At 69.8% G+C, this 3507-nt stretch carries 5 protein-coding genes; 2 read left to right on the top strand and 3 right to left on the bottom strand.

Annotated elements, in window-relative coordinates:
- Positions 1 to 194, bottom strand: a 194-nt coding sequence (locus I0Q12_RS21515; RefSeq protein ID WP_197254534.1) for a hypothetical protein, incomplete at its 3' end; no start/stop codon positions are given.
- Between the two features lie 268 nt (positions 195 to 462).
- The gene (locus I0Q12_RS21520; RefSeq protein ID WP_197254535.1) at positions 463 to 666 is read right to left on the bottom strand and encodes a hypothetical protein; all 204 of its coding nucleotides are present in this window, start codon (positions 664 to 666) and stop codon (positions 463 to 465) included.
- Positions 667 to 1122: 456 nt separating this feature from the next.
- On the opposite strand from I0Q12_RS21520, the gene I0Q12_RS21525 reads away from it, so the two are divergent.
- Both I0Q12_RS21525 and I0Q12_RS21530 read left to right on the top strand, forming a co-directional pair.
- Entirely contained in the window at positions 1123 to 1389 is a 267-nt protein-coding gene (locus I0Q12_RS21525; protein WP_197254536.1) for a hypothetical protein, read from the top strand.
- 75 nt (positions 1390 to 1464) lie between these two features.
- Positions 1465 to 2367, top strand: coding sequence for an SAM-dependent methyltransferase (locus I0Q12_RS21530; protein ID WP_197254537.1), 903 nt, complete (start codon positions 1465 to 1467; stop codon positions 2365 to 2367).
- A gap of 130 nt (positions 2368 to 2497) precedes the next feature.
- Here the strand turns inward: I0Q12_RS21530 and I0Q12_RS21535 are convergent.
- The coding region (locus I0Q12_RS21535; RefSeq protein ID WP_231611170.1) for an SMP-30/gluconolactonase/LRE family protein at positions 2498 to 3507 on the bottom strand (1010 nt) is incomplete at its 5' end.

The raw sequence follows: 3507 nt of genomic DNA on the forward strand, positions 1-3507 counted from the left end.
GGGGTCAGCCCGGCCGGTACCGGCAACGTCAGGGTGACGGTGTCGTCGTGCCCGCGGAATCCGATGTGGTCGCCGAATCCGAGGGTGTCGGCGGACACGGTGATCGAGTCCGCCGACCGGTCGGCGTGGGCCACGGCAGGCGACAGCGCCACCAGGATCAGAGCCAGCGGGGGGATGCAACGAATGACACGCACCCACGAAGGGTGCCCGGACCCGGACTTAATTCGCAAATACAACGAAGGGTGCAGTGGGGATGCCTCTGCCTGCCCCCTTCTCGTGATCGGTGTCCGAACTTGTTCGGGCTCAACGGCTTTCGCGAACTCCGGGCGACCTCCCCGAACGGGGCGGCGACGCGGCGGCCGTAGCGACGATCACGCCGAGCAGCCGTCCCGAGCCCACCGCGCCGGGTCCACCCGCCCGGCGGACCCCAAGCCCTCGACAGCGCCCCCGACAGGTTGACCGTCAGGTGCCGCCGCGAGAGGAATCCTCCGCTTCCGATGTCGAGGACTCGCAGCCCGTCGAGGGTCGCATATCCGCGTCCCGGCGGACGCTGCGGAGGTAGTCGTACCGCGCCGGGGTGAGGCTGCCCTGCAGCAGATTGAGCGGGTTGGTCTCGTCCCACCAACCCATCCCGATCCGGTCGTAGAGGTCGTTGTCGATCGGCACGGCGGTCACCGTCCTGCGCTCGAGGTGCCATGACGTCCGCGGTCCCCGTCCGGGACCGTCCCGACCAGGTTGCCGAATCGGACCGCGCCGCGTGGTCGTTGCGTCGATGTCGGGTGGGTGGACCACCCTGGATCCGAGAAATTCTGTTATTTTTCGTGTTCCGTAGGCTTCGAAATTCTTGGAGCCGAACGAATGAATTTTGCAGGCCCACAGCGGGAATGCCGATCGCTCTCGGCCTGTTGTGGATACAAGTTGCAACTCTCGAAATCGGATCGATGGTCGATCCGGCCCGGCCCGCAGTCCGCGGGCCCGGGCCGCACACCGTATCGGTCACGGCCGCCTGCACGGGTCCTCGCCGCGCGAGTCCATGGCCGAGTGCAGATCGGAGTTTCACCGATGAAATCGACACCGCCCACACATTCACGTCGCATTCTTCGCTGGGCCGCCGTAGCCACGATGTCGGCGGCAGTCCCCCTCGGCCTCGTCACAGCGCCCGCTCTCGCCGACGCGGCCCCCCACAGCCGGATCGAGCAGGTGTGGCAGCAGGACTGCGACCACAACGGTCCCTGGCAGTGGCGGCAGGACCGCGGACACCGGGAATGGCGCGACTGCGACCACGACCACGGACTCCGGGATTGGCGGAGCCCGCACGACCACGACGACTGGCGCTGGGACCGCGATCTCGGCGTGGGCCCGGGGGTCCCGCGCTTCGGCAACTTCTGACCGGGCGCCGGCTTGCGCCGCGTGCCCCGAGAGAGTTCGGGGCACGCGGCTACCCCATCGAGGATGGTGATACCGATGCGAGAAGACGGGGACACCTGGGACATCGTGAGCAGCGTGGGCCGCACAGCGCTTGCGGTGGCGACCTTCCGGGCGCTCGAATCCGAACGTCCCGACGCGTTGATCTCCGATCCGTTCGCCCGCTGGTTCGTCGAGGCTGCGAACGATCCTCAGTTCGTCGCCTTGCTGAGTGACCCCTCCGCGCTGGAGAAGCTCCCGTTCTTCTTCCCCCGGTTCATGGGTCTGCGCACGAAGTTCTTCGACGACTTCTTCACGACGGCGACCGCGGACGGGGTGCGGCAGGTGGTCATCGTGGCCGCCGGACTCGACGACCGCGCCTACCGCCTCGCGTGGCCGTCCGGGACGGTCGTGTTCGAGATCGACCAGGCGACGGTGCTCGAGTTCAAGTCCGGCGTGCTCGATTCACAGGGCGCGCAACCGACTTCGGATCGGCGGCCGGTCGCGGTCGATCTCCGCGACGACTGGCCCGCCGCCCTCGCCGAGGCCGGCTTCGTCCGGGAGCACCCGACCGCATGGTCGGCGGAGGGGTTGCTGCCGTATCTGCCGGGGCCCGCGCACGACGCTCTCTTCGAGCGCATCGATGCGTTGTCCACCGCCGGTAGCAGGCTCGCTCTCGACGGATTCGGCACGAGCCACGGTTTCGCGCGGTTCGCCGCCGTGCGGGACAAGTACTTCGGAGGCAAGTCGTTCTTCGGCAACTTCGACGTGCGCCACCTGTTCTACGACGATGCCCGGGTCGATCCGGCGCAATGGCTCGGCGCCCACGCGTGGGACGTGCGGGCGTCGAGCATCGCGGACCTCGTCGCGGCCTACCGCATTCGGATGCCGTCGCTCCCGGACGAGCTGTCGGAGCTGACCAGGACGGAGGCCTATCTGACGGCCACGAAGAACACCGGCTGACCCGTCGGTCTCCCCCGAGGGTCGGCATCGAACACCGGGGGCACTCCCACGGATTCGGTTGATCCATTGGTTCCGTAGCGTCCGGATTCATCCTCGGCCGGCCCCCTCCCGGACCCGCGCGCGGCGGCGGTCAGGGCAGGTCGAGGACGAGGATCCCGGGTTGCTCCAGGCTGCCCAGATACAGCCGCCCGTCGTGTTCGGCGACCCCGGTGACCATGTGGAAGTCGACGTCGTCGGCCTGCAGGTCGTGCAGGATGCGCCCGTCCTCCCCCACGCACAGCACCCAGGTGGTGCGGCCGGGCATGGTCAGCAGCCGGGTCGGCAAGCGCCAGAGCAGTTTCCGCAGCCACGGCGGGGTGGTCCCGAGACGGTCCAGCAGCCGATTCCGGGGCGTGACCATCGCGATCCACAGCCGGCCGCCGCCCGCCCGGGAGACGTTGTCCGGCATGCCCGGCAGGTTGTCGAGCAGAACCTCGGGCACGTGGGGGCCCTCGACCGGGACGCGGGTGAGGCGATATCCGTCGGTCTCGACGAACAGCACCGCGGTCTCGTCCTCGGTGAGGGTGAGGCCGTTCGGGAAGTGCAGGCCGTCGAGCACGACGTGGAGGGTGCCGTCGGGGTCGCGGCGCAGCACCCGGCCACTGCCGCGGTGCTCGAGCACGGCGCCGACGTAGCGGTCGAGATCGTGGCGGGTGCTCGACTGCGTGAACCAGACGGTGCCGTCGCGGGCGGCGGTGGCGTTCGAGCAGAAGCGCAGGGGCTCGCCGCCGACGGAGTCCACGACCGTGGTGAGCACACCGGCCTCGGGGTCGAGCCGGAGCAGGCCCCGGTAGGCGTCGCAGACCAGCACGGTGCCGTCGGCGCAGACCTCGAGGCCGAGCGGCCGGCCACCGGTGGTCGCCAGCGTCTTCACGGCGCCGGTCTCGGGGTCGATGCGCAGGATGCGTCCGTCGTCGACGCCGCACAGCAGTCGGCCCTGCGCGTCGACGACGACGTCCTCCGGCGCGTGGCCGCTCAGCGGGAGCAGCCGGTGCCGCGGGAAGGGCTCGGGTCCCGTGCGCTGCGCCGCGCGCGGCGGGGGTGGCGGGAGGCGACGAACGACGGGATCGAGGGGCGGTTTTCGGTGGGCCACTGGACGAT

This window comes from Rhodococcus sp. CX (assembly GCF_015865005.1).
Taxonomy (GTDB): Bacteria; Actinomycetota; Actinomycetes; order Mycobacteriales; family Mycobacteriaceae; genus Rhodococcus.